This is a genomic window from Rhodococcus sp. 15-725-2-2b (genome assembly GCF_002259075.1).
Classification (GTDB): Bacteria; Actinomycetota; Actinomycetes; order Mycobacteriales; family Mycobacteriaceae; genus Rhodococcoides.
Map to the genome: position 1 here is coordinate 115628 of NZ_NPFL01000009.1, position 22524 is coordinate 138151.

Annotated in this window: 19 protein-coding genes; 14 read left to right on the plus strand and 5 right to left on the minus strand. The window is 65.8% G+C overall.

The window, feature by feature from the left end; all coding sequences use genetic code 11:
- Window positions 1-35 precede the first annotated feature (35 nt).
- Window positions 36-1400: an NAD(P)/FAD-dependent oxidoreductase gene (locus tag CH306_RS11820; protein ID WP_094646704.1), complete on the plus strand. Its 1365-nt coding sequence runs from the start codon at window positions 36-38 to the stop codon at window positions 1398-1400.
- Window positions 1401-1461: 61 nt separating this feature from the next.
- Here CH306_RS11820 and CH306_RS11825 read toward each other — a convergent pair whose 3' ends face one another.
- Window positions 1462-3303, minus strand: a complete 1842-nt coding sequence (locus CH306_RS11825) for a flavin-containing monooxygenase (protein ID WP_094646705.1) — start codon at window positions 3301-3303, stop codon at window positions 1462-1464.
- Between the two features lie 237 nt (window positions 3304-3540).
- Between CH306_RS11825 and CH306_RS11830 the strand changes: the two genes are divergently transcribed.
- A complete protein-coding gene (locus tag CH306_RS11830; protein ID WP_094646706.1) occupies window positions 3541-4326 on the plus strand; it encodes a hypothetical protein in 786 nt (261 codons plus the stop codon).
- A gap of 34 nt (window positions 4327-4360) precedes the next feature.
- On the opposite strand, the gene CH306_RS11835 is transcribed toward CH306_RS11830, so the two are convergent.
- Entirely contained in the window at window positions 4361-5476 is a 1116-nt protein-coding gene (locus tag CH306_RS11835) for a hypothetical protein (protein WP_094646739.1), read from the minus strand.
- 182 nt (window positions 5477-5658) lie between these two features.
- Here CH306_RS11835 and CH306_RS11840 point away from each other — a divergent pair, with 182 nt between their 5' ends.
- The 11 genes from CH306_RS11840 to CH306_RS11890 all read left to right on the plus strand — a co-directional run bounded on the left by CH306_RS11840 (window position 5659) and on the right by CH306_RS11890 (window position 15709).
- Window positions 5659-6717, plus strand: a complete 1059-nt coding sequence (locus CH306_RS11840; RefSeq protein WP_094646707.1) for a 2,3-butanediol dehydrogenase — start codon at window positions 5659-5661, stop codon at window positions 6715-6717.
- Window positions 6714-7481 carry an acetoin reductase gene (locus CH306_RS11845; protein ID WP_094646708.1) on the plus strand — a complete coding sequence of 256 codons (768 nt, stop codon included), beginning with the start codon at window positions 6714-6716 and terminating at the stop codon, window positions 7479-7481. Before CH306_RS11840 ends, CH306_RS11845 begins: the two co-directional genes overlap by 4 nt.
- 44 nt (window positions 7482-7525) lie before the next feature.
- Window positions 7526-8818 (plus strand): GAF domain-containing protein, encoded by a 1293-nt coding sequence (locus tag CH306_RS11850; protein WP_094646709.1) that lies wholly within the window; start codon window positions 7526-7528, stop codon window positions 8816-8818.
- Window positions 8819-8839: 21 nt separating this feature from the next.
- On the plus strand, window positions 8840-10897 hold the full coding sequence (locus CH306_RS11855; protein WP_094646710.1) for an FUSC family protein: 2058 nt from the start codon (window positions 8840-8842) through the stop codon (window positions 10895-10897).
- Window positions 10898-10931: 34 nt separating this feature from the next.
- Window positions 10932-11576 (plus strand): HEAT repeat domain-containing protein, encoded by a 645-nt coding sequence (locus CH306_RS11860; RefSeq protein WP_094646711.1) that lies wholly within the window; start codon window positions 10932-10934, stop codon window positions 11574-11576.
- 9 nt (window positions 11577-11585) lie between these two features.
- Entirely contained in the window at window positions 11586-12560 is a 975-nt protein-coding gene (locus tag CH306_RS11865) for a HEAT repeat domain-containing protein (RefSeq protein ID WP_094646712.1), read from the plus strand.
- 22 nt (window positions 12561-12582) lie between these two features.
- A complete protein-coding gene (locus CH306_RS11870; protein WP_094628628.1) occupies window positions 12583-12924 on the plus strand; it encodes a cupredoxin domain-containing protein in 342 nt (113 codons plus the stop codon).
- A gap of 19 nt (window positions 12925-12943) precedes the next feature.
- Window positions 12944-13354 (plus strand): DUF2752 domain-containing protein, encoded by a 411-nt coding sequence (locus CH306_RS11875; RefSeq protein WP_094646713.1) that lies wholly within the window; start codon window positions 12944-12946, stop codon window positions 13352-13354.
- 112 nt (window positions 13355-13466) lie between these two features.
- Window positions 13467-13664 (plus strand): hypothetical protein, encoded by a 198-nt coding sequence (locus CH306_RS11880; RefSeq protein WP_032395188.1) that lies wholly within the window; start codon window positions 13467-13469, stop codon window positions 13662-13664.
- A gap of 150 nt (window positions 13665-13814) precedes the next feature.
- Entirely contained in the window at window positions 13815-14462 is a 648-nt protein-coding gene (locus CH306_RS11885) for a GntR family transcriptional regulator (protein WP_179272866.1), read from the plus strand.
- Window positions 14459-15709, plus strand: coding sequence for an MFS transporter (locus CH306_RS11890; RefSeq protein WP_094646715.1), 1251 nt, complete (start codon window positions 14459-14461; stop codon window positions 15707-15709). The genes CH306_RS11885 and CH306_RS11890 overlap by 4 nt, the downstream gene beginning before the upstream one ends.
- Here the strand turns inward: CH306_RS11890 and CH306_RS11895 are convergent.
- A complete protein-coding gene (locus CH306_RS11895; protein WP_179272850.1) occupies window positions 15630-16310 on the minus strand; it encodes a hypothetical protein in 681 nt (226 codons plus the stop codon). The genes CH306_RS11890 and CH306_RS11895 overlap by 80 nt on opposite strands.
- Before the next feature lie 99 nt (window positions 16311-16409).
- On the opposite strand from CH306_RS11895, the gene CH306_RS11900 reads away from it, so the two are divergent.
- Entirely contained in the window at window positions 16410-17024 is a 615-nt protein-coding gene (locus CH306_RS11900; protein WP_143544330.1) for a hypothetical protein, read from the plus strand.
- Window positions 17025-17123: 99 nt separating this feature from the next.
- Here the strand turns inward: CH306_RS11900 and CH306_RS11905 are convergent, their stop codons facing one another.
- A complete protein-coding gene (locus CH306_RS11905) occupies window positions 17124-18461 on the minus strand; it encodes a M1 family metallopeptidase (RefSeq protein ID WP_094646717.1) in 1338 nt (445 codons plus the stop codon).
- Window positions 18462-18467: 6 nt separating this feature from the next.
- Window positions 18468-22412, minus strand: a complete 3945-nt coding sequence (locus CH306_RS11910; protein WP_235387266.1) for a Pls/PosA family non-ribosomal peptide synthetase — start codon at window positions 22410-22412, stop codon at window positions 18468-18470.
- Window positions 22413-22524 lie beyond the last annotated feature (112 nt).

Here is a 22524-nt window from a genome sequence, read left to right on the forward strand (position 1 = left end):
CTGCGAGGCCTCCCGCCGTCGGGTTAATCTCGGATATGCGCAGATTCCTTCCCGGTTTCGGTTCGAGTTCTCCGGCCCCCGCGCGGCCTGCTCGCGTCGTGGTGGTCGGTGGCGGCTTCGGCGGATTCAACGCTCTGCAGCGGCTGACGAAGCTGCTGGGGCCCGACCGCGCCGTGCTGACGTTGGTGGCTCCCACCGACTACCTGCTCTACAGTCCGCTGCTGCCCGAGGTTGCCACCGGTGTGCTCGATCCGCGGGACATCGCCGTCTCCACTCGTCAGGCACTGCCGGGCGTCAAGTTGGTGCTCGGTCACGTCACCACCGTCGATTTCGAGGCGCGTGAGCTGACGGTGACCGGCCCCGACGGTGAGTCGACGCTCGAGTGGGACAAGCTGATACTCGCGCCCGGTTCGGTGACCAAGCAGTTCGACATCCCCGGCGTCGACGAGCACGCGTACGGGCTCAAGACGTTGAGCGAGGCCGTCTACATCCGCAACCATGTGCTCGCGCAACTCGACGCGGCCGATGCCCTGCCCGACACCCCTGAAGGCCGGAGCGAACGCGCCGAGCGGTTGACCGTGGTGGCCGTGGGCGCGGGCTACACCGGCACCGAATTCGTTGCCCAGATGCAGAATTGGGTTCGCGGTATCGCATCCCGATGGGCGACCGTCGACCCCGACGAGGTGCGCTGGGTGCTCGTCGACGTGGCCGATGCGGTACTTCCCGAGCTCGGTGAGCGACTCGGTCGAGAAGCGCTCGCCGTGCTCGCCGAAAGGGGTGTGGACGTGCGGCTCGGTGTGTCGGTGGCCTCGGCCACCGCAACGTCGGTGACGCTCACCGACGACGAGGTCATCCCGTCCCGAACTCTCGTCTGGGGAGCAGGCGTCGCACCGAGCCCTCTCATCGCGCAGCTGGGTCTACCGACAGCGGGCGGACGCCTCGTCGTGCGGGCGGACATGACCGTCCCCGACGTATCGGACGTCTGGGCGATCGGCGACGCGGCCGCAGTCCCCGACCTCGCCGCCGACCCGTCGAAGCCGACACCACCGACGGCTCAGCACGCCCAGCGGCAGGGCGTTGCCGTCGCACGCAATGTCGCGGCGTCGATGGGCGTCGGGCAGGCACGTCCGTACAAGCACAAGGATCTGGGGTTGGTCGCCGACCTCGGCGGATTCGACGGTGTCGCAAAACCACTCGGCATTCCGCTGACCGGACCGGTGGCGAAGTTCGTCGCGCGCGGATATCACCTCTACGCGTTGCCGACGGTCTCCGCCCGAGTGCGGGTGGCGACGGACTGGCTGTATTCCTCGGTGCTGCCGACACGGGTCGTCAACCTCGCGCAGGTGCGATCCGAGGATGCGCTGATCAAGAAGGCTCAGGCAATCGATCTCTACGACTAGAGCGGCTGCGCCGCACGTGAGCGGAAATTCGTAGCAGGCTACGAACTTCCGCTCACATGAGTCACCGCAGGTGATGCACTTCCTGCAACCCGTAGACCGGGGTGTCGATGCCCTCGTAGCGCGCCTTGATCTGCAGTGCCAGGTACAGCGAATAGTGCCGGGACTGATGCAGATTGCCGCCGTGGAACCAGAAGTTCTCCTGCTGCGTCGGCTTCCACATGTTGCGCTGCTCGCCCTCCCACGGACCGGGATCCTTGGTGGTGTTCGAGCCGAGTCCCCAGCACTTGCCGACCTTGTCCGCGGTCTCCTGATCGATCAGGTCGGCGACCCAGCCGTTCATCGAGCCGTAGCCGGTGGCGTAGACGATGAGATCCGCCGGAAGCTCGGTGCCGTCGTCGAGTACGACGCCCGTCTTGCTGATCCGTTCCACCTGTCCGGCAACGAGTTTGATCTTCCCGTCCGCGACCAGCTCGGATGCGCCGACGTCGATGTAGTAGCCCGAGCCGCGCCGCAGGTACTTCATGAACAGACCGGATCCGTCGTCACCGAAATCGAGTTGGAACCCGGCCTTCTCCAACCGATCGTAGAAGTCCTTGTCCTGCTCCGCGATCTGCTGATACACCGGAATCTGGAACTCGTGCATGATCCGATAGGGCAAGGAAGCGAACGTCAGATCGGCCTTGCCCGTGGTCATTCCGGACTCCACGGCCCGCTCGGAGTACAGATCTCCCAGCGCGATCTCGCACAGTGAATCGGACTTGACGATGTGCGTCGACGAGCGCTGCAGCATCGTCACGTCGACGCCCGTCTCGTACAGTGCCTTGCAGATGTCGTGCGCAGAATTGTTGGAACCGACCACCACGACGCGCTTGCCGACATACGCGTCGGGACCGGGGTGTTCGCTGGAATGATGCTGCTCGCCCTCGAACTCGTCCATGCCGGGGAAGTTCGGAACATTCTTCTTGCCGGACATTCCGGTGGCCATCACCAACTGCTTGGGCCGCAGAATCACTTCCTCACCGTCGCGATCGACGACGACCGTCCACTCCTTCGCCACCTCGTCGTAGGTCGCGGACTTTGCGGTGGTCTTGCTCCAGTACGGCACCTCCATGACCTTGGTGTACATCTCGAGCCAGTCGCCGATCTTGTCCTTCGGCGCGAACACCGGCCAGTTCGGCGGGAACGGCAGGTAGGGGAGGTGGTCGTACCAGACCGGATCGTGCAGGCACAGCGACTTGTAGCGTCCGCGCCACTGGTCGCCGGGACGGTCGGCGCGGTCGACGACGATCGCGGGCACACCGAGCTGCCGGAACCGCGCGCCCAGAGCGATGCCGCCCTGGCCTCCGCCGATCACGAGGGCGTACGGCTGCACGCTGTAGCCGAGCTCGGACTCCTCGACCTCCTTCTTCTCCGCCCAGTTCTGGGTGTCGGCATTCGAGCCGTGCACCGCACCCTTGATGCGAGTCCTGCCCTGCCGTTCCTCGTATCCCTTGAGCTCCTGCATCGTGGTCAGCAACGTCCAGGCCACGTCGTCGCCCGTGTCCGCGTCCACCGTCAGTCGCAGATGTCCTTTGCCGCGGCTCGTGGCGGTCTCGAACTCGATCCACGCCGAGACGACGCCGTCCGCCTCGTCGGGAACCTCGGTGGTGTGAAAGCCCGTGGGATCGGTGTCGTCGAGGCGCTCGGACAGCATGTCGCTGACGCCGTCACGGCCTTCGACGGTCTTGAGATTCCAGGTGAACGTCACGAGATCGCGCCAGAAGCTGCTGACGGCGAACATGCCGGCAACGCGAGGGATATTACGTGCGACCAGGGCTTCCTCGAACTTCGACAGCCAGGCGTCGACCCGTTCCTGCGGGGTGTGCGTGCGGGTGATCTCGATCGGCTCGATGGTCTGGGTCATGAAAACTCCTAGCGATTCGTGGTTCCAGCGATGTGACCCAGCACACTCCTGATGCGCGCAGGGGTCGAGAGTTGCAGTGGGTTGCAGTGCGAATCGGGTGCAGACGACCGCGCTCACCGCGGTCGTCTGCACCGGATTTTTCCGATTTGCGACAGGCGCACTGGGTTGTATTTCACGTCCCGCTGACTGGGGCGTTAGAGTCCGAGAAATTTCCGGGGGGAAACAATGATTCGTCGTATGGCTGCAGCTCTTGTTCTGGTCGCTCTGACAGGGTGTTCCTCGTCATCGCAGGACGAGCCTGCCGTCGCTTCCGGCACACGGTCTCCGTTGGTCCCGTGCATCGACTCCGTCGGCGAGAACTCGACGTTGACCGTCATGGGTGACGCGCTTCTTCACACGCCGTATCTGCGGGTGCGGGGCAAAGTGCGCACGCAATTCGAGGAAGAGTTCTACTGGCGTAACGGTCAGCTCGACGACCCTTTCGACGTGCGCCGTCTGAGCGCGTTCGTACCCGGTGGAAGCAAGACTGCCTTGCTGTACCCGAACACACCTGCCGGCGGCGATGCGCAATTCGCCGCAGCCACGTGCGGTCTCGAATTCGAGTGGAAGGCAGGCCTGTCGTCCAGCGAGTTCGAGTCGGTGGTCTCGACCCCGGGGTTCTTGCGCAGTCTGGGCCGTCGACTCTGCACCGACATCGAGATGTCGGGCGATACTGTCGATTACCTGGCCAGGGCCGATGAGGAGCTGGCCGAATCCGAGGACAACGCTGCCGGTGCCGTCGACTTCATAGGAGCGATGCACCGGAACTCGCTGCAGGACCGCCTCGACTACCTTGCCTCTCCCGTGGAGCCGGGTGAGCTTCCGGAGAATCGGCGCAGTGCCCGACATGATGTGATCGAGTTGCAGGACATCCTCGGGCGACTGGAGAAGGAAACCGATGAACATCTTCTGCAGATCGAACGGGATCGGGTCGAGTTCATCAGGGCCGCACTGACATTTCAGTGTCCAGCGCTCGACGACTGATCGGGTCTTCGGTGGTGGAGTACCCCGATCGAACTCAGCCGGCCGACAGCTTTTTCAACCCCAACGACTGGAATCCGACGACGTAGATCAACGTCCACAGCACCAGCCAGTCGACGAACCCCAGCGCGTTCCCGGAGATACCGGCGGCAACCGCGGGCTCGTGCAGGATGTGCTCGGCAAGGACGAAGTAGTAGGCCAGGAACGTGCCGATGGCCAGGGCGAATGTCAGCATCGCGCGCCCCGCCGGGGGAAAGCGGTTACCGAAGCCGTTGGCCCAGAAAATCATCCAGAACGCCCAGCACACGCCGATCTGCGCAGGGAACTGGTTGATCACGGAGCCGAGTTCGGCCGTGGCATCGGACCCGACGAGCAGCTTCGCCAGTGGAACCATCAGGAAGTAGATCGCCGTACCGAGAACGGCGTTGCCGACCGTTGCCGCCAGTGCGGTACGTCCGCCGCCGCCTGCCAGTTTCCACGGCCAGTTGTCTAGGGTCTGGCCGGTGAGGATCACCGAGACGACGATCGAATAGAACCAACCCAGGGCAGTGTCGACGGACATCACAGGATCTGTGGCCGAGAGCGAGACCGAGGGCAATCCGAACACGAAGTACAACGCGAGAGTCGGGACGGCGACGAAGGCGATCTCGCACAGCCCGATCAGCGGTTGCTTCATGCGCAGTACGGTCCACGGCCAGTGCTGCCAGTTGAGGACCACCATCACCCAGGTGCCGAATCCGAAGAGTACGAACAGAGCACCAGCGAAATATCCCAGTCCGCCTGCACGAGAGCCGGCGAAATCCGGATACAGCGCACCGAGCCCGTTGCCGAGGATCCAGGTGACCGCAACGGCGAAGACGCTCGTGGAGACGAGGATGGCGAGTCCGCGCATCGGTTGCTTCAGGGAGTCGAAACCGGCGAACTCGCAATCGAATCCGATGAACACGATGAACAGAATTGCCCAGAACAGCGCCGCGTTGAACGGGAGGGGATAGAAGTTCCACGGGCTGGTGGTGGGGTCGGCCAGCAGATACCAGGTCGCCAGAGAAACGACGACTACGACGGCGAGGTTGGCGATTCCGAGCAGGAGCCAGTTGCCCTGTGGGGTATCGATTTTCGGCTTGCTCACAGGTCGATCTGCGGTTGCGGTCATGTGGTGCTCGTTTCCGTGAGGCGACAGTGTCGCCGTCACTATGAGCTCGATCACAACCGCGCGTCAGGGTTGCGGCAGGTTGCAGCTCGGCCGCGGCACTGCAACGCGCTGCAACCCTGGCGCTTGTGCTCCGGGTCACATAGACCTGTGTGCATATCCGATCCAGTCAGGAGTGAGAACCGATGCGCGCAGCTGTGTATTACGGACCCAACAAGGTGGAGATCACCGACGTTCCCGAGCCCAGTCCCGGTGAAGGCCAGGTCAAGGTCAAGGTCGGGTTCAACGGAATCTGCGGAACCGACCTGCACGAGTACTACGCGGGCCCCATCTTCATCCCCACCTCGCCGCATCCGCTGACCGGACAGGAGATGCCGCTGGTGCTGGGCCACGAGTTCTCGGGAACGGTCACCGAGCTCGGGAAGGGCGTGACCGGCATCGCGGTGGGCGACCGCGTGGCCATCGAGCCGCTGTACCGCTGCGGCCACTGTGGACCGTGCCGGGCCGGCAACTACAACATCTGCGCGCAGATCGGTTTCCACGGACTGATGTCCGACGGCGGAATGGCCGAATACACCGTGGTGCCCACCGACATGATCCACGCCTTGCCCGACAACGTCTCGCTCGAACTCGGAGCCCTCGTAGAACCGATGTCGGTCGCCTATCACGCTGCGACACTGGGAGATCCGAAGCCCGAGGACACCGCGATGGTGTTCGGAGCCGGCCCCATCGGCATCGGACTGTGGTTCGCCCTGCGCGGCAAGGGACTGGGCAACGTCTACGTCGTCGAACCGTCGCCGACGCGTCGGGCATCGATCGAAGCTCTGGGCGCGAAGACGCTCGATCCGACGGCCGTCGACGTCCCCGCGTTCATCGCCGACCTCACCGACGGCAACGGGGCCGACGCCATCTACGACGCGGCAGGCGTGCAACCTGCCGTCGAGACCGCCCTCGGGTGCATCGGTGCGCGTAAGCCGCTGGTCAGCGTCGCGATCTACGAAAAGCCTTTGACCACACCGCTGCAGAAGCTGGTGATGAACGAATCGAGAATCCAGGGCTCGCTCTGCTACACCGCCGCCGACTACGAGGCCGTCATCGACCTGATGAGCCAGGGCCACTACGACACGACGGGGTGGGTGGACAAGATCACGCTCGACGGCGTCATCGACGACGGATTCGAGGCGCTGCATGCGGGCACCAAGATGAAGGTCTTGGTGGACCCTTCCACCGGAGCATCGTCATGAGCGCGGTGTTGGTGACGGGCGCCGGGCAGGGCATCGGCCGGGCCATCGCGTTGCGGTTGGCGAACGACGGCCACGACATCGCCCTGGCCGACCTGAACGAGGACAAGATTGCAGACGTGGCCGACGAGGTGCGTCGAACAGGCTCGAAAGCAACGACATTCGTGGCCGATGTCAGCGATCGCGATCAGGTGTTCGCCGCCGTCGAACACACCAACGAGGCACTCGGCGGCTTCGACGTGATCGTCAACAACGCGGGCATCGCGCAGGTCGCCCCACTCGACGATGTGCGCCCCGAGGACGTCGCGAAGATCTGGGCCGTCAACGTCGACGGCGTGCTGTGGGGAATCCAAGCTGCCGCAGCGAAATTCAAGGTTCTCGGCCGGAAGGGCAAGATCATCAACGCGTCCTCGATCGCCGGTCACGACGGGTTCGCGATGCTCGGGGTCTACAGCGCAACGAAATTCGCGGTTCGTGCCCTGACCCAGGCGGCGGCGAAGGAGTATGCCGCCGAGGGAATCACCGTCAACGCGTACTGCCCCGGTGTGGTCGGAACCGACATGTGGGTCACCATCGACAAGCGATTCGCCGAGTTGACCGGTGCCGCCGAAGGCGAGACGTACGACAAATTCGTCGGCGGTATCGCCCTAGGTCGCGCGCAGACGCCCGAGGATGTCGCAGCGTTCGTCTCGTATCTCGCTGGGCCCGACTCGGACTACATGACGGGCCAGGCACCGTTGATCGACGGTGGTCTGGTCTATCGATGACCCCCGTTCATTCCGATTTGTGAGCTGGAGCACAATTGACTGTGATGACGCAGTCGACAGGCCCCGAACCTGCGCTGGCGGCCGGCGAAGACCCGCGCCGCTACGCGCAGATTCTCACGGCCGTGTACGACGCGACCATGACCGGCGGCAAGTCGCCCGCACGGCCCCGTGAGGTCATCGGGGACTCGTGGCGGCGGTTGCAGACCCTGGGTATCGATCCGGAGTTGGGTAACCCCGCCGAGACGCAGATGGACGTCTCCGACCTCGAGCTCAGCCGTCGAGAATCGGGATTGTTCGACATCCTCGACGACCTTGCGCGCGGACTGGAGTCGGTGGTGCAGGACGGCGACAACATTCTCGTGGTCGCCGATCGGCACGGCAGGGTGCTGTGGCGCAGCGGATCGACCTCGGTGCTGGACCGGGCCGACGACCTCGGCTTCGTGGAAGGCGCGAACTGGGCCGAGGATTCGGTGGGTACCAACGCCATCGGAACTGCTCTGGTCTCACGCCGCGCGGTACAGATCTTCTCGGCCGAACATTATGTGCGCAGCCATCATTCGTGGACCTGCGCCGGCGCGCCGATCCGTGATCCGCGAACCGGTCAGGTGCTGGGCGCCATCGACGTCAGTGGGCCGGCCAAGACGGTGCACCCCACCACCATCGCGCTGGTCGACGCCGTCGCACGATTGGCCGAATCCCAACTGCGAGAATTGCATCGGAGCACACTCGATCGACTGCGGTCGGTGGCCGCACCGATGCTCGCGCGACTGCAAGCCCCGGCCCTGGCCGTCGATGCGAACGGCTGGGTGGCGGCCGTCGAATCGGTGGCGCTGCGCAATCGCATCCTGCTGCCCGAGGATCTCGCGACCGGACGCTTCTGGCTGCCGACCCTGGGCGTGTGCGACTTCGAACCCCTGCCCGGTGGATGGCTCGTCCGACCCACCAGCACGATGGATTCCGGCGTCGCCGACATCGGATCGACGAGAATCCGTATCGACCTGCGCAATTCGCAGAAGCCTCGCATCGAAGTGCGCAGCGAGGTGGGGGAGTGGACCCACGAACCGACACCCCGGCACGCCGAAATCATGTACCTGCTCGCCACCCATCGCCAAGGACGTACCGCCTCACAGATGGCGGCCGATCTCTTCGGCGACGACGGCCGCGCGATCACGGTACGGGCCGAGATGTCGCGGCTGCGCAAACACCTCGCCGGAATCATCTCCACGCAGCCGTATCGGTTGGACGAATCGGCGACCGTGGAGGTGATCACGCCGTCGGAGATGAGTCGGTTGCTCCCGCATTCGTCGGCTCCTGCGATCCGGGCGGCACGGGGCTGAGCCGTAGCGCAGAATCGGGGAATGAAGCGCCTCGCCCGGATCCTCGACGCCTCGGACCCCGGGCAGGTACGGCTGCGCAGTGCGTCGGCTACGACGCTGACGGTGCTGTTGGCGATGGTGACGCTGGTGCTGACCACACGCGCCATCGGCCAACCGGTGACGGTGGCGATGCTCGGAACCGTCGTGGCGATGCAGGCGTCGGCGGCGGTGAAGGACAGAGATCAACGCAGTCGGCTGATCACCACCGCGCTGATGGCATTGCCTGCGTCGGCGGCAGTGACGTTGGCGGCGTTGCTCTCCGAACTCGGCAAGGTGGCCGACGTCGGATTCATCGCGGTCCTCTTCACGGCGGTGTGGGTGCGCAGATTCGGCCCTCGCGGTACGGCGTTGGGGATGGTGTCGTTCATTTCGTACTTCTTCGCACTGTTCCTGCGCGCGACACCGGAGCAACTGCCGATGTTGATCGCGGCCATCCTCGGCGGCTTGCTGATCGCCCTGTTCGTGCGGGCCGTCGTCTTCCCGGACCGGCCGGTCGTGGAGGTGCGCCGGTTGCTGTTCGCGATGCGAGCGGTATCGGCCTCGGTGCTCGAGGCGGCCTCTGCAGGGCAGAGCCGCGACCTGAACCTGGTGCGCCGCAGACTCGACCGGCTCGGCAACACCGCACTGATGATCGACGACTGGCTCGACCGACACGATGCCGGACAGCTGCTCAGCGTCACCAGCGCCGATCTGTCGCTCCGAGTGTTCGACGCCCAGATCGCGACCGAGCAACTCGTCAGCTCACTGTGGGCTCTCGATCCCAGCAAGCCGTGGCCGACGGCCCTGGGGCAGGCGACCACCGCGCTCGGATCGTGTCTGCAGAACACGCCGTCCTCGGAGCAGCTGCGGGCCGCTCGACGGTTGGCGGCTGCAGCGGCCGAGCGGGCCGATCCGTCCACCCCCGCCGGAATCGCGACGGTGTCCGCGCAGCGAGCCGTCCAGGCGCACATAGCCATTCATCACATCACCACCAATGCCGTCTCGGCGTCGACGGCCCCCGATATCGGCCCGTCCGAACCCGCGGCCGAGGACACCCCGAGTGGTCTGCATCCCAGCACCAAGGCCGCCGTTCAGGTAGCCGTCGCCACGAGTGCCGCAACGGTACTGGGCGAACTCGTCTCTCCCGACCGCTGGTACTGGGCGGTGCTGACGGCCTTCCTGGTGTTCACGGGGGCGTCGACTCGGGGTGAAATCCTCACGCGGGCAGGCCAACGCGTTCTCGGAACGATTGCGGGCGTGCTCGCCGGGGTGGTGATCGCCGCGTTGGTGGGCAGCAACCAGCCCGTGCAACTGGTGCTGATCGTGGTCTGCGTCTTCTTCGCGTTCTACCTGGTGACGGTCGCGTATGCGCTGCTGTCGTTCTTCGTGACCATCCTGCTCGCGATGCTCTACGGGTTGCTGGGCACGTTCAGTATCGAGGTGCTCGAGCTTCGCATCGTCGAGACTGCTGTCGGTGGTGCCGTCGGAATGGCGTCGGCCTACTTCATCTTCTCGACCAGCACCCGAAAGACACTGGTGAGCAACGTCGACACCTACCTCGAGCAATTGGATGCGTTGATCGAGTCCAGTGTCGAATCCGTTCTCGCGCCGGGAGGTGCAACCGACCTGGTGGCATCGACGAGGACGCTCGACAACGCCCTCAAAGACGTTCTGACGTCCGGTAAGCCGCTGGTACTCGGGCCGACGACCCGCAGCAGACGCGGCGCGAAGCGACTGTTACGGGTGCTGGCCGTCAGCGGTCGGTCAGCGCACGCACTGGCCCGGGCCGGTGTGCTGGCCTCGCGTGCCGACCCGGACACGGCACCCTCGGCAGAGACCGCCGGAGCTCTACGCGACGCCGCGGCCCTGGTACGCGAGACCGCACGCCAGGTGGAGGCAGTTGTCGCCGGGGATCACGTCGACCCGCCCGAGAAAATCACCGAGACAACAGTATTGGATGTACTGCTCACCTCCACCAACGCGCCCGGTCCGCTGCGCGGCGCGGTGCGGGCACTGAACACGATGAACCGAACACTCGCCGATGTGTTGACTCGGGCTTGACCTTCACACCGTGACAAGGTCTTGGCTGACCGTCATGAACTCGATGAATCTCGTAGGTGGGGCACTTCAGCACAGCAATCCGTCGGCCCGGCTGCGGGCCGCGCTCGACATCGGTACGACACCGGATCCGCAATTTCTGGACGCCCTGGTGCAGCGGTGCGCCGTCGAACCCGATTTTCAGGTGCGGGAGATGTTGACCTGGGCCCTGATTCGCCATCCCGCGTCGCTGACGGTTCCGCGGCTGATCGATCAGGTGCGATCCGGTGGAGCTCTGGCTCGCAGCCAGGCGCTGCACACGTTGTCCAAGATCGAGGACCCGTCGGCGTGGCCGGTGATCACTGAGGATCTGATCTCCGACCCCGACGACGAGGTGGCACGAAGCGCATGGCGAGCCGCGGTGGTCCTGGTGCCGATCGGTAGTGAAGGGCAGTTGGCGGCGATGCTGGGTACCCAACTCGGTCGAGGCGGGTACGACGTTCAGCGAAGCCTGAGCCGTGCGCTGGTTGCGCTCGGATCGGTGATCGAACCGATGGTGCGCCGGGCCGCGTCGAGCACGAATGATTCGGTTCGTGCCCACGCGCTGGCCACCGAGGCGCTGCTCCGAGACCCGGATGCGGGGTTCGCAGTGTTCGAGGCCAAGCGCATCGATGCCCTTGGCGTAGACGACACGGCGGGGTGAGATGGAGCGATGTTGATCGGTGAGGTGGCGCAGCGGTCGGGCGTCAGTGCGCGCATGCTCCGGCACTACGACCGGTTGGGGCTCGTGTGCCCCACCTCGCGCAGCAGCACCGGTTACCGCGAGTACGCGCCGGAGGATGTTCGACGCCTGTTCCACGTCGAGTCGCTGCGTTCGCTCGGGTTGTCGCTGAGCGACGTCGGTCGCGCGCTCGACGACCCGAGTTTCGCGGCCTCCGGACTCGTCGACGAGCTCGCCGCCCGAGCCGAGGAGCGAATCGCGCGCGATACCGAGTTGCTCACGCGGTTGCGTCGAATCGGCGACGCGCGGCCGGAGGACTGGGAAGACGTACTGGGAACCGTCGCGCTGCTCGGTGACCTGCAGTCGGTCAGTGCTGGGACCCGACAGGCAGCGGCGCTGGCCTCGGTCGGCGATCGGCCCATCCCGGCGGACGCGTTGGCCGAAGCCGTGCTGCGTGAGCCTGCGCCCAACGTCGCGGGGGCACTTCGATGGGCACTCGCGCAGTCGGGCGGCGATTCTCTCGAGGTGCTCCGGCAGGGTCTCGGTTCACCGGACCCCCAGATTCGACGCCGCGCGGTGGATACCGTCGTCGAGATCGCTCACCCTGACGCCACCGACGTGCTGCGAGAGGCGCTCACTCACGACGACGAGCAGGTCCGGCGGATCGCGGCGCTGGAACTCGGTGCGCGCGGGGTGGCCGACGCGATCCCGACGCTGATCGAGATGGTCTTCGAGGGCACCAACGACGTGGACGCCGCCGATGCCCTGGGCATGCTGGGACCCGCAGACTCGATCGTGGCGGCACTGATGGACGGGCCGAGTGATGCGTCGACGCGGCTGCGAGTGACCCAGGCACTGGCGAGTATTCCGGGGAAGGCAGCCTCGCGCGCCCTGCGGGAGCTGACCCGAGACACCGACCGCTCGATCGCGCTGACGGCCGAATACGTCCTCGGCCGACGGGAATGACCCTTTGGGTACCGTCGACGGTATGAAGGCTTTCGGACTCCTCGCAGTCCTGACGATCACGTTGACGGCGTGCTCCACCGCAACCACCCCCGCCGCACCTGCCGAACCCGTTGCCGAGAACCAGGTGACCGTCGCCGATCGGATGTACTCGCCGAAGACACTGACGATCTCGGTGGGAGACACCGTCACCTGGGTGTTCGCCGACCGCGGTATGGCCCACAACGTCGTCGCCGACGACAACTCGTTTCGCAGTCAGATCATGGAAACCGGACAGTTCACGCACACCTTCGACACCGCGGGCACCTTCACGTACCACTGCACTCCGCATCCGGACATGACGGCATCCATCGTCGTCGAGCCCTGAAACTCCTAGGCTCAGGGGCATGACGGCACCGACACGAGGACGCAGCATCGTCGCACCCCTCGGCGTGGCCGCTGCCGCTGTCGGTGGGGCAGTACTGCTGCACGTCCGCGACCCCCGCACCTCGACGTACCTTCCCTGCCCGTTCCACGCTCTGACCGGACTGTGGTGCCCCGGATGCGGCGCGACCCGGGCTCTCGGTGACCTCACCCGGGGAGACATCGCCGCGGCCGCGTCGAGCAATGTCGTTGCGGTGATGTGCGTCGTCGTGGCGGTCGGACTGTGGGGCCTGTGGCTCAGGGCTCGCTGGATGCAGATACCTCTGACGTTGCCTGGCCCGAATCGTCTGGCTGCCGCTGTGATGCTCGCCCTGCTGACCGTCTTCACCGTGGTGCGCAACACCCCATGGGGCACCGCGATCGCCCCGACCTGACACGACTAGGAGTAGCTGTGCTGCTGGAAATTTTCTCGATCATCGTGCTGCTGGGCGTGCTTATCGCGCTCATCCCCACGGCCCGCCGCGTGTTCAAGAAAGGTGACGACGAATGAGCGACTCTCTGCGGGATCGCGTCCGCGCGAAACTCCTCGCACAACTCGCCGACGACGGAGGCACCGCCGCCGAACAGGCCGAGGGAGACGACCCACGGTTGAACGCCCTGCGCGACGACCTCGACGCACTCGACGCGGCACAGGACGGGGATCCGGTGATCGACGACATCGCCGCACGGCACTGGGTGCCCTGACCGACCCCGCCCCGCCGCCCCGCCGCCCTTGGGGAGTCAATGTGACGTTCAGTGGCCTTTTCGACGGTCGATGTCACGTTGAGTGGACATTTGGGGTGGCCGAAATTGGTGCACAGTTGAGGTGCATCTAGTATCTATGTTGTGTCCGAGATGAGATCTGCCGCCGATACGGCGTATGCGACGGTCAAGGAGCTCATTGTCTCGGGGGAGCTTCCCGGCGGTGAGCTCGTCAGTGAGGGCGAGATCGCGTCGCGCCTCGAGATCAGTCGCACTCCCGTACGCGAGGCATTTCTGCGCCTTCAGGTCGAAGGATGGATGCGCCTGTATCCCAAGCGTGGGGCACTGGTGGTGCCGATCGCGGTGGGTGAAGCAGAGAGTGTCGTCGATGCGCGCAGACTGGTCGAATCGGGCAGCGTCCGAGCGTTCATCGCGGACGCCAGTGCCCGCGAATCCGTGGTGGCCGCCCTGCGCGAGAACCTGCAGCTACAACAGCAGCTGGCCGTGAACGGCACCGCCGCACAATTCAGTGCCGTCGACGCCGACTTTCATCGCACCGTCGTCCACGCCGGCGGCAACCCGTTGCTCGACGCGTTCTACGACGGACTTCGCGAGCGTCAGCGGCGGATGACGGCAGCCTCGGTGACGCGTGATCCGGGTCAGATCTCGCGCATCGTCGACGACCATCGCCGACTCACCGACCTGATCGAGGCCGGCGACGCGGACGGATTCGAGCAGGCCGTCGAACGACACATGCTCGGGGTGCACGGCCTACGACCGGACAAAGGGGGAGCGCGATGAGCGAAACGCTCACGAACGATCGAGACCTCGAGCTGACTGCACGACGCTGGCTGCTGGTCGCGTCGGGCATGTTCGCCGTGGCATGGGGCGGCAACGAGTTCACGCCGTTGCTGGTGATGTATCGGCTCGATCATGGCTTCTCGGCCGTTGTGGTCGATACGTTCCTGTTCGCATACGTCCTGGGCATCATTCCGGCGATGCTGATCTGCGGTCCGCTCTCGGATCGGCTCGGTCGACGCCCGATCATGTTGCCCGCCCCCGCAATTGCCGCGGCCGGGTCCATTCTGATCGCACTCGGACCCGACAACGCCTACATGCTCTTCGGTGGCCGTGTGCTCAGCGGCATCGCGCTCGGAATCGGTATGGCCGTGGGCGGCAGCTGGGTCAAGGAACTCTCGAGTCGCGACTCCACCGCCAAGCCCGGTGCCGGAGCGCGCCGCGCCGCGATGTCGCTGACGGCGGGCTTCGCCCTCGGTGCCGGAGTCGCAGGCGTGCTCGCACAATGGGCACCCTGGCCGACGCACCTCGCCTACGGCGTGCACGTGGTGATCTGCATCGCCGCCGGTGTCGGCATGCTCTCGGTCCCCGAAACGCGCACTGCCACAGCGGCGTCGAAGAACAAGAGGTTGCTCCGCGACCTGAGGATTCCGTCCGCATCGCATCGCCGGTTCCTGTTCGTCGTGTTGCCTTTGGCCCCATGGGTGTTCGGTGCGGCGAGCGTCGCCTACGCGGTGCTGCCGTCACTGATGGCGGATGCTCTGGCCGACGAGCCCGGTGGCGGCTATCCCGTCGCGCTCTCCGCTGCGATGGCCGTGATCGCCCTCGGCTCCGGCTTCGCGATTCAGGCCGTCGGACGTCGGATCGACACACCCGCCAATGCGCGAGGGGCACTGGTTGCACTCACTCTCCTGGTGGTCGGCATGGCCGTTGCTGCCTGGGCGGCGTCGGTGCTCACCATTGCTGCGGCGCTGATCGCGGCAGCGGTCCTGGGCTGTGGGTACGGCATGGCGTTGGTCTCGGGTCTGCAAGAGGTGCAACGCATTGCGGGCCCCGATGACCTCGCCGGCCTCACCGCGGTGTTCTATTCGCTGACCTACCTGGGCTTCGCGGTGCCTGCCGTTCTGTCTGCGCTCACCGAGACGTGGCCCGGGGTGGTCACGTATCCGATCATCTTCGGATTCGGCGCAGTGATGGCGGCGCTGTGCGGACTGGTGGTCCGGTCGAAGACATCTGCTCACTTGCCCTAGGACGGAGTCTGGAACTGTTCTGCGATCCGAGCTGCTTTCGTCGCCGGCGCATCAGCACCGCGGCACCGACCGTTCCCGCTGCGATGAGGACTACGCCCGCGGTGATACTGGCGACGCGCTCCGGCCACGGCAGTATCGTCGGCACGCTGAACATGCCCCGAAAGAACGGCTCGATCACCGCCCCAGCGGGGACGACCAGACGCGCGATCGAACCTGACGGGCCGCCGCCTCGTGCTGCGACCCCGACCAGACCCAACGGGCCGCCCATGACAAGGGCGAGAGCGAACCATACTCGGTTCCCCGCCCACACGGTCTCGTCGAACATCCCGAACAGCTGACCGACACCGTAGTGCACCAGCAGACTCGCGACGATCCCCGCCGCGAATGCATGCAGCGGACGGCGGACCAGCCAGCCGGACAGGATGGGCAGGCCGGCCCATACGGCACCCGAATTCACCAACTTGCTGAAGGTCGAGCGCACGGCCAGCAATGTGTTTGCCTCAGCGGACAACTGGCTTTCGCTCGTGATGTTCGAGGCGAGCGACACGAGAGCCACCGTGATCGCGGCTGCAATGACAAGTCCCCACCACCGTTTCGCCATCAGCGGATGGTACGCAGGCATCGTGCGGTTTTCCGAACAGGCGGAGGTCTCCGCGAGTGGGTGCGAGCCGACCCGTTCGGCTCTAGGATCAGCGGCATCATGCTGCAGTCCTCGCGCACGGTCCCGCCGCATCGGGTACCTCCGACGGTGGCGCTCGCGGGTGCGACCGTATGGAACCGGCGCGAGGCGTACTGGTTCCTGATCGCCGTGATCGTGCCGGCGGCTTGCTGGTCCGAATATCCGACGGTGGTGCCGTACGTCTTCGCGATCGTTCTGCTCGGGGCCCTGGTGTTTCGCAGCCGACGGATTGCCTGGTGGGTTTCGATGCTGCGGTGGGGGGTGATCGCCGACGTCGAGAGCGTGGACACCGCTCTGCGCGGCGACCGTAACCTTCGCCTCGCGCACGCCACGGGATGGAACGTCCAACGACGTTGGTACACAGGGGTTGTCACTCAATCCACGGTTCGGTACCGGGCAGGGGAAGCGCGCGGGCACCTGTTCGTTCGGGGATTGCCGTTCACCACCGGTGTGGTGCTCGCGCACTCGAAGCAACCGTCGTGTGCCATGGCTATCAGCGACTTCCCCTGCGATCTGCAACTGGACGGCAAGGGACGCTGGGCGGCGTCGTTCCCGAGAGGTTTCTGGCTGCAGGCACTGGCGACGTCGGCGATGTACGGCTACACCGTGGCAGGCCTCGCCCTGTCGCTCGGGTAATCGCTGACGTCACCGGGGATCGGCTCCCCAGACTTGGATTCCGGCCCTCGATTGCAGGCCGATATCCGAAACTGGGGAGCCGATTGGCGACGCCGGGAACTACGGCAACGACGGCATCTGCTTGTCCACTAGCCATGCGTCCCAAAGACTTCGGGGGCAACCGAAGCGGGAGGCGAGGTCGGTGAAGTCCGCCGTCGCGACCGTCGAGTAGCGGTACTTGGAGGTCCATTCCTGGATCAGTCCGAAGAAGCGCTCGTCGCCGATGGTGCGCCGCACGGCGTGCAGTGCCAGTGCACCGCGCTTGTACACGCGGTCGTCGAAGATGCGGGCGGGCCCGGGATCGCTGAGCTGTAGGTCCATGGCCAGTCCGCGCTGAATGGTGTGTGCGCGCTTGGCCTTGTCGTGAGCCGTTGCGCCGCCGGAGTTCTCGGCCCAGATCCACTCGGAGTAGCAGGCGAATCCCTCGTGCAGCCAGATGTCGGCCCACTTGCCGAGAGTCAGCGAGTTGCCGAACCACTGGTGCGCCAGCTCGTGCGCGACGAGACGCTCGTAGTACCGGGAACCGGAACAGTGATTGGCTCCGAAGATCGACAGCCCCTGCGCCTCGATCGGAATCTCGAGATCGTCGTCGGTCACCACCACGGTGTACGACGCGAAAGGGTAAGGGCCGTAGAGCCGTACGAACGTATCCATCATCTGCGGTTGACGACCGAAGTCGTGATCGAACTGCGCGCGCAGGCGCGGCGGAGTGATGGCCTTCATCGGCACCGGCCCCGGGCTGACGATGCGATGCTCGTACGGACCGATCTGAATGGTCGCGAGGTAACTGGTCATCGGCTCGGGCTGCTCGTACACCCAGGTGGTGCGGCTGGCGCGAGTCTGCTTGCGCACCAACGTTCCGTTGGCCACCGCGTAGTACGGCGAATCGGTGGTGATGGTGATGCCGTAGCTCGCCTTGGACACCGGATGGTCGTCGCACGGGAACCACGACGCGGCCCCGTTGGGCTGGCTGGCGACGATCGACCCTTCGGTGAGCTCGTCCCAGCCGACCTCACCCCAGAAACCGTTGATGGGCTTGGGGGTTCCGCCGTACGACACCGTCACCACCAGTGCCGCGCCCGACGCGATGGGCTTGGCGGGCGTGATCTTCAGCTTGCCGCGCTGGTGGCTGAACTTCACCGATCGCGAGCCGTTGACCGACACCTTCGACACGTTCATCGCCGGGCCGAGATCGAACGCGAACTTCGACACCGTCGCCGTGGTGACCGCGGTGATCTTCGCCTTGCCCGTCAGCCGGTTGCTCTCGACCTTGTATTCGAGATCGAGTTCGTAGCGCGAGACGCGGTAGCCCCGATTTCCGTTCTGCGGAAGGTATGTATCGATCGGATTGTCGCTGGCATCGACGTCGAACACCGGTGCCACCAGCCTGTCTGGCACGAAAGATCACCCCTCGTTTCGGTCGTCGCGGATGCGCGGGAAGGGATCCCCCTTGGCCCAGGGCGCGATCGGATTGCCCTGCCAACGAGTATGCGCGGGAACCGTATCACCGCGCATCACCAGGGAGGCGGGCCCCACCGTCGCGCCGTCACCGATTCCCGATGCAGGCAGCGCGACACAGTGTGGTCCCAGTGTTGCGCCTCTACCGAGATCGACCGTGTCCATGGACATGATCCGATCATGGAACAGGTGCGTCTGCACAACGCACCCTCGGTTGACGGTCGCACCGTCGGCCAATGTCACCAGATCGGCCTCGGGAAGCCAGTACGTCTCGCACCAGACTCCGCGGCCGATATCGGCACCGAGCCATCGCAACCACATGTTCAACACCGCTGTGCCCTCGGCAGCGCGCGCGAACCACGGCGCAGCGACGGTCTCGACGAAGGTGTCGGCCACCTCGTTGCGCCAGACGAACGAACTCCACAACGGATGATCGGTCTTGCCGATCCGGCCCACCCACAGCCACTTCGCCAACGCCGACACCGCAGCGGCCACGAAACCGGCGACGAGAAGCACGAGGCCACTGACCAATGCCGCCAACCAATATCCGACGGCGTCGGCGACGGCGGTCAGCCCGAACAACACACCGAGTCCGATGCCGAACGTCACGACGACAGGAATCAACCGACACGTCTCCACGAGCGAGCGGGCGACCTTCAGCTTGCGTGCCGGATCGAACGTGCGTGACGAGTCCGCGCTACCGGCGGCTCGACGCAGCCGCACCGGCGGGCTGCCGAGCCACGACGAGCCGGACTTCGCCTTGTCCGGAGTGGCGGACAGCACGGCGACCAGACCGTTCTTCGGGACGGTTCGGCCGGGACCGGTCATGCCGGAATTGCCGAGGAACGCTCGCTTGCCCACCTTCGCATCGCCCAGATGCATCCAGCCGCCGCCGAGTTCGTAACTGGCGACCATGGTGTCGTCGGCGAGGAATGCGCCATCCGCGACCGTGGTGAACTTGGGGATCATCAGCACCGTCGACGCCTCGACGTCCTTGCCGATCTTCGCGCCGAGCAGCCGGAGCCAATGGGGCGTCAACAGCGACGCGTAGAGCGGGAACAGGAACGTGCGCGCCGAGTCCATCAGGCGCTCGGTGGCCCACACCTGCCAACCGATGCGGCTGCGCACCGGGTGGTAGCCGCCGACGAGGCCGATGCTGAGCACCCGCACCGCAACGACGGTGATCAGCGCGAACACCGCCAACGACACCAGCGTCGCCACGGGCAACATCACCAGACCACGCTCGAAGGCGTCGAGCACGGAGTCGGCGGTGTGAATCCACCAGCCCATCAGCACCAGGCTGACGCCGATCGAGAACAAAGCCATGCCGGACAGGAACAGAGATGCGACGCCGTAGGCGAAGACCCAATGGGTTGCCCGTGGTGGAGCTTCCGCGGGCCACGGATGATCGGCCTTGCCGACCTTCTGAGCCGGCGAACCGGACCACATCTGGCCGGCCTTCACGCGTCCGACGACGGCGGAGCCTGCCGTGACGACCGCGTTCTTGCCGACCTTGGTGCCGGGCAGCAGCGTCGAGCGGGCACCGACGGTGGCACCGGCACCGATCTCGATGCCGCCGATGTAGACGAGATCGCCGTCGATCCAGTGACCGGACAGGTCCACCTCCGGCTCGATGGAGCAGCCGTCACCCAACTCGAGCAAGCCGGTGACCGGCGGGAGGGTGTGCAGGTCGACGCCCTTGCCGATCTTGGCACCGAGAGCGCGCGCGTAGTAGACCATCCACGGTGCGCCCGACAGGTTCGACGCACCACTGGCATCGGTCAATCGCGTTGCGGCCCAGAGCCTGATGTGCATACTCCCGCCGCGCTCGTACGCGCCCGGTTTCAGCCCGGCCAACAGGATGCGCGATCCGATCACCGAGATCGCCATGCGGCCGACCGGGGTGATGAACAGGACGAATGCCAGGAGCACCCACCACCAGGACAGCGTCGGAGCCCAGGGCACGTCGCCGAACCAGGACATGACGTTGAACAGCAGTCCGAGCCAGGTGACCCACTGCAATCCGGTCAGGGTGGTCAACGGAACCGTTGCCGCGATCTGCGCCCATTGCGCGGTGCGCGAGGTCGGGGCGACTTCACGGGGAACGGCCTCGACGACCGGCTTCAGGTCGTCGAGATACTGCGCCAGCGAACCCAGCCGCGGGTGGTCGTAGAGCTGCGCGACGGTGATCTCGGGGAACCGCTCGCGCAGCGCCGTCACCAATTGCGCGGCCGACAGCGAACCGCCACCGTTGGCGAAGAAATCGGCGTTCTCGTCCGCGATCTGCGCGCCGAGGATGTTGGTCCACAGTTCGGCCACCCACCCCGCCGTGCCGCCGAGCGAGGATGCCCCCGCCATGCCGGGCAGGGGCCACGGCAGCGCATTGCGGTCGACCTTGCCCGAGGTACGCGTTGGCATCTCGTCGACCAACGCCAGGCGCGGAACCAGCGCCGCAGGCAACTGTTCGGCGAGCAACTCGCGAGCGGCTTCGAGATCGAAATCGGGGTTGGTGCTCGCGAGATACCCGACGAGCACCGAGTTACCGGCAGCCGTCTTGCGGATGGCGGCCGCCGCACCGCCGACGCCCGGAAGTGCTTGCAGCGCATTGTCTATCTCGCCGAGCTCGATGCGTCGACCGCCGAGCTTGACCTGGTCGTCGGCGCGACCCTGGAACAACAGACCTTCGAGCTCCAGCTTGACCAGATCGCCGCTGCGATACGCCCGTTCCCACCCGAGGGACGGCATGGGCGCGTACTTCTCGGCGTCCTTGGCCGGATCCAGATACCGAGCGAGTCCGACGCCCCCGATGACCAGCTCACCGACTTCGCCGACCTGCACCGGGGTGCCGGAGCCGTCGACGACAGCGAGGTCCCACCCGTCGAGGGGGAGCCCGATCCGGACCGGACCCTTGCCGTCCATGATCGCCGCACACGCGACGACCGTCGCCTCGGTGGGGCCGTAGGTGTTCCAGACCTCACGGCCCTCGACGGCGAGTCGCTCGGCCAACTCCGGCGGGCAGGCTTCGCCGCCGAAGATGAGCAGCCGCACCGCTTCCAGAGCCACCGCGGGCCACAGCGACGCCAGCGTCGGGACCGTCGAGACGACACTGATGTCGCGGGAGACGAGCCACGGGCCGAGGTCGAAGCCGGACCGCACCAGAGACCTGGGCGCGGGAACCAGACACGCGCCGTGCCGCCACGCCAGCCACATCTCCTCGCACGACGCGTCGAACGCCACCGACAATCCGGCCAGCACTCGGTCGCCCGGACCGAGCGGATCCTTCTGCAGGAACATGCGGGCCTCGGCGTCGACGAACGCCGCCGCGTTGCGATGACTGACGGCAACGCCCTTGGGAGTGCCCGTCGAACCCGAGGTGAAGATGACCCACGCGTCGTCCTGCGGGGTGGGCGGTCCGGCATTGTGTTCGGTGAGGTCGTGCTGAGGAACGTCCTGCTTGGGGGCAGTACCGGCCGCGATGCCGCCCGCGGTGACGATGGCCGTCACCTGCGCCTCGCCGAAGACCAACTCGGCCCTTTCCTCGGGATCGTCCGCGTCCACCGGCACGTAGGCAGCACCGACCGCGAGGATCGACAGGATCGCGACGTAGAGGGAGAACGAACCCGACGGCATGCGGATTCCGACGCGATCGCCGCGCCTGACACCGGCGTTGGCGAGCCACTGAGCGCCCTCGGCGATGTCGTCCAACAACTCGGAGTAACTGACCGACACGGCACCGTCGTCGATCGCGGGGGCGTCGGGGAAACGATGTGCCGTGTCGCGGAGGATGTCGATGAGCGTCCGGGCGGGTGGAGCCTGCGGCGAGCGAAGAAACGCCGCCGGGGCAGGTGCTGTGTCCGCGCTCGAACCCGGCAGATCGTTCTCTCGATGCACAGACAACCGGGCGTCCTTCTCATTCGTTGCAAGTAACTCTGCGTTGGCAAGTGATTCTGTGGTGCTGGCGAGCAGCAGCGCCGTTGGTTATCTCACGTTCTGTTTGCCAGCA

Coding starts and splice junctions, on each gene's coding strand:
- CH306_RS11820 (WP_094646704.1), top strand. CDS start 36: ATGCGCAGATTCCTTCCCGGTTTCGGTTCGAGTTCTCCGGCCCCCGCG.
- CH306_RS11825 (WP_094646705.1), bottom strand. CDS start 3,303: ATGACCCAGACCATCGAGCCGATCGAGATCACCCGCACGCACACCCCG.
- CH306_RS11830 (WP_094646706.1), top strand. CDS start 3,541: ATGGCTGCAGCTCTTGTTCTGGTCGCTCTGACAGGGTGTTCCTCGTCA.
- CH306_RS11835 (WP_094646739.1), bottom strand. CDS start 5,476: ATGACCGCAACCGCAGATCGACCTGTGAGCAAGCCGAAAATCGATACC.
- CH306_RS11840 (WP_094646707.1), top strand. CDS start 5,659: ATGCGCGCAGCTGTGTATTACGGACCCAACAAGGTGGAGATCACCGAC.
- CH306_RS11845 (WP_094646708.1), top strand. CDS start 6,714: ATGAGCGCGGTGTTGGTGACGGGCGCCGGGCAGGGCATCGGCCGGGCC.
- CH306_RS11850 (WP_094646709.1), top strand. CDS start 7,526: ATGACGCAGTCGACAGGCCCCGAACCTGCGCTGGCGGCCGGCGAAGAC.
- CH306_RS11855 (WP_094646710.1), top strand. CDS start 8,840: ATGAAGCGCCTCGCCCGGATCCTCGACGCCTCGGACCCCGGGCAGGTA.
- CH306_RS11860 (WP_094646711.1), top strand. CDS start 10,932: ATGAACTCGATGAATCTCGTAGGTGGGGCACTTCAGCACAGCAATCCG.
- CH306_RS11865 (WP_094646712.1), top strand. CDS start 11,586: ATGTTGATCGGTGAGGTGGCGCAGCGGTCGGGCGTCAGTGCGCGCATG.
- CH306_RS11870 (WP_094628628.1), top strand. CDS start 12,583: ATGAAGGCTTTCGGACTCCTCGCAGTCCTGACGATCACGTTGACGGCG.
- CH306_RS11875 (WP_094646713.1), top strand. CDS start 12,944: ATGACGGCACCGACACGAGGACGCAGCATCGTCGCACCCCTCGGCGTG.
- CH306_RS11880 (WP_032395188.1), top strand. CDS start 13,467: ATGAGCGACTCTCTGCGGGATCGCGTCCGCGCGAAACTCCTCGCACAA.
- CH306_RS11885 (WP_179272866.1), top strand. CDS start 13,815: ATGAGATCTGCCGCCGATACGGCGTATGCGACGGTCAAGGAGCTCATT.
- CH306_RS11890 (WP_094646715.1), top strand. CDS start 14,459: ATGAGCGAAACGCTCACGAACGATCGAGACCTCGAGCTGACTGCACGA.
- CH306_RS11895 (WP_179272850.1), bottom strand. CDS start 16,310: ATGGCGAAACGGTGGTGGGGACTTGTCATTGCAGCCGCGATCACGGTG.
- CH306_RS11900 (WP_143544330.1), top strand. CDS start 16,410: ATGCTGCAGTCCTCGCGCACGGTCCCGCCGCATCGGGTACCTCCGACG.